Raw genomic sequence first — 3,036 nt, 5'->3', positions numbered from 1 at the left:
CGCGCTCTGATACTTTCATACCGCGATCACGCGCCAGCGTTAATATAGAGTCGCGTGTTACACCGTGCAGGAACGAGCTGTCGAGCGCTTTGGTGATAATTTCGTTGCCGTCAATCAACAGGAAGTTGGCTGCGCCGGTTTCCTGTACATCGCCATTAGGGCAGAACAATACCTGATCGGCCTGCACCGCAGCACGGGCTTTCATAATCGGCTGCAATGCGCTGGCATAGTTGCCGCCGCTTTTTACCATACCCATATGGGCGGCACAGCGGGCGCTGTCTTCCAGCAGTAAACGCAGTGGCTTAGCACCACCGGCAAAGTAGTCACCTACCGGAGACAGTAATACATACAACATCGATTCCAGACTCGGCGCCGCCGCTTTGCCGATAGAAGCTTCAGTGCCGATATGGGTCGGACGGATATACATAGAACCCGGCGGGTTAGGTACATCCGCCGCGTAGCGCTTTACGATATCCAGGATCATCTGCTGCAGCATAGCGCCATCTATTTGTGGCAGTGCCAGTAACTGGCTGCTCTGTGCTAAGCGGGCTACGTTTTTGTCCATGCGAAACACATAGATACCGCCATCTGCATGGCGAAACGCCTTTAAGCCTTCAAAGCAGGTACTGGAATAATGCAGTACGTGTGCACCCGGGTGCAGGCTGATACTGTCCGTTGCCACCAGTTCTGGCTGGCTCCAGCTGTTACTGTGAAAGTGGGAGATAATCATCTCCGGGGTAAATACGGTGCCAAATGCTGCCATCTTGCTAATTATTCCTGTTGATATTTGTAATGAGCTGCGCTGTGCGTTAACCGGCTACCCTAAGCCAACCGTTGGAGCCCCGGACGGGCGGAAACGAGCCTACAGGGACGTATTTACGGCGTGTTGGTGTGGGTACCCGGTTAACTCACGTTCTAAATTATTAAGAATTACTGCGTACCGCCTACCGTCATCGCATCCAGCTTCAGTGTCGGCTGGCCAACGCCTACCGGTACGCTCTGACCTTGTTTGCCACAGACGCCAACACCGGCATCCAGCGCCAGATCGTTACCGACCATCGACACCTGTTGCATCGCCTCAGGCCCACTGCCAATTAGGGTAGCGCCTTTAATCGGTGCGGTGATTTTGCCGTTCTCGATCAGATAAGCCTCTGACGCTGAAAACACAAACTTGCCCGAGGTAATATCGACCTGGCCACCGCCAAAGTTCGGCGCGTAAATGCCCTTTTTCACGCTGGCGATGATTTCTTCCGGGTCGTGCTGACCTGCCAGCATATAAGTATTCGTCATCCGCGGCATCGGTAAGTGGGCAAAAGACTCGCGCCGGCCGTTACCGGTGGGCGGTACTTTCATCAACATAGCGTTGTGCTTATCCTGAATGTAACCTTTTAAAATGCCATTCTCAATCAGCACATTGTGTTGACTGGGTACACCTTCATCATCAATATTCAGTGAACCGCGCAGATGTGCCAGTGTACCGTCATCGACAATGGTGCACAGCTTAGATGCAACCTGCTCACCGATGCGGCCAGAGAAGGTAGACGAACCTTTGCGGTTAAAGTCACCTTCCAGGCCATGTCCAACCGCTTCGTGCAGCAACACACCGGGCCAGCCACTGCCCAGCACTACCGGCATGGTGCCGGCCGGGGCATCTATTGCCGTCAGGTTAACCTGCGCCTGACGCACGGCTTCGCGGGCGTAATGCTGCCAGCGCGGCGCGTTATCAACCAACTCAGAAAAATACTGATAGTCGGTACGGCCACCGCCGCCGGCACTACCACGCTCACGCCGGTCGCCCTGCTGCAGCAGCACCGAACAGTTCAGCCGTACTAACGGCCTGATGTCGCTGGCAAAGGTGCCATCACTGGCCGCAACCAGCACTTCTTCATAGACACCGGATAAACTGACCATCACCTGCTCGGCGCGGCTGTCTAAGGTGCGGATATAAGCTTCTATCTGATGCAACATCGCCACTTTATCGGTATTGCTCAGGCTTTGCAGCGGCTCGCATGGCAGGTAGATGTTACTGTTGCCGCTTTTACTGAATGCTTTAACACTGCCCTGCTGGCCCTGCGCGGCGATACCGCGCGCGGCGGTAGCGGCTTGTTTTAATGCTGCACTGCTGATGGTATCGGCATAGGCAAAGCCGGTTTTTTCGCCACTGATAGCCCGCACACCCACGCCGCGTTCAATATTGAAAGAGCCGTCTTTTACCAGGCCATCCTCCAATACCCAGGACTCATGCACACTGGATTGAAAATATAAGTCAGCAAAATCCAGCTGATGGTCAAACAAATAGCCCAGCGTTTGCTGCAAATCGTCAGCGGTCAGCTCGGAAGCGGTGATCAGGTTCTGCTCGGGTGCAGTCATGGTTTGAGCTCACTGTTAAATCGGTTATGGTGTGCCACCGGCATTTTCTGCCGCAGCCGCACACAGTCGGTTAAATCTATTTTGGCAGAGATCCAGCCCGGCTCAGTACCGGCATCAGCCAATACTGTACCCCAGGGGTCAATGATCAGGCTATGACCATAAGTTTCCCGGCCATTGGCATGCACACCGGTTTGATCCGGTGCCAACACAAAACACTGGTTTTCAATAGCCCTGGCTTTTAGTAGCGTATGCCAGTGTGCCGCACCGGTTACCCGGGTAAATGCCGACGGCACAGTCAGCACATTCATGCCCTTAGCTGCCAAGGCCTGCATCAAAGCAGGAAAGCGCACATCATAGCACACTGATAGACCAAGCTTTAACTCACCGAGTGTTGCCAGGCTGATTTTCTGCCCGGGACAGGTTGAGGCCGACTCACGGTAACTGCCGGTACCGTCACTGACTTCGACATCGAACAAATGCATTTTCTGATAGTCGGCCACTATGCTGCCGTCGGGGGCAAATAAAATGCTGCTGGCGCGGAATCGTTCAGGCTGAGGGCTGCTCGTCGGCAAAGACCCGGCCAGCAGATAAACGCCAAACTGCTGCGCTAGCGCTGCACAGCGCTGCTGAATAACCCCCTGCCCCAGCGGTGCCTGATGCTGTAAT

At 54.5% G+C, this 3,036-nt stretch carries 3 protein-coding genes; all 3 read right to left on the bottom strand.

Annotated features, from left to right (window positions below):
• A partial coding sequence (ilvE, locus tag VIN66_RS04740) for a branched-chain-amino-acid transaminase (protein ID WP_331922922.1) occupies nucleotides 1–763 on the bottom strand: 763 nt, incomplete at its 3' end.
• 167 nt (nucleotides 764–930) lie between these two features.
• Entirely contained in the window at nucleotides 931–2,370 is a 1,440-nt protein-coding gene (gene tldD / locus VIN66_RS04735; protein WP_331922921.1) for a metalloprotease TldD, read from the bottom strand.
• Nucleotides 2,367–3,036: carbon-nitrogen hydrolase family protein (locus VIN66_RS04730; RefSeq protein WP_331922920.1), on the bottom strand; the 670-nt coding region annotated here is incomplete at its 5' end. The genes tldD and VIN66_RS04730, both read right to left, overlap by 4 nt.

This window comes from Rheinheimera sp., assembly GCF_036568245.1.
Lineage (GTDB): Bacteria > Pseudomonadota > Gammaproteobacteria > Enterobacterales > Alteromonadaceae > Alishewanella.
This window is presented reverse-complemented; position numbering and strand designations above follow the sequence as displayed.

Excerpts from the sequence above, each read along its gene's own strand:
- tldD (WP_331922921.1), bottom strand. The coding sequence starts at position 2,370 with ATGACTGCACCCGAGCAGAACCTGATCACCGCTTCCGAGCTGACCGCT.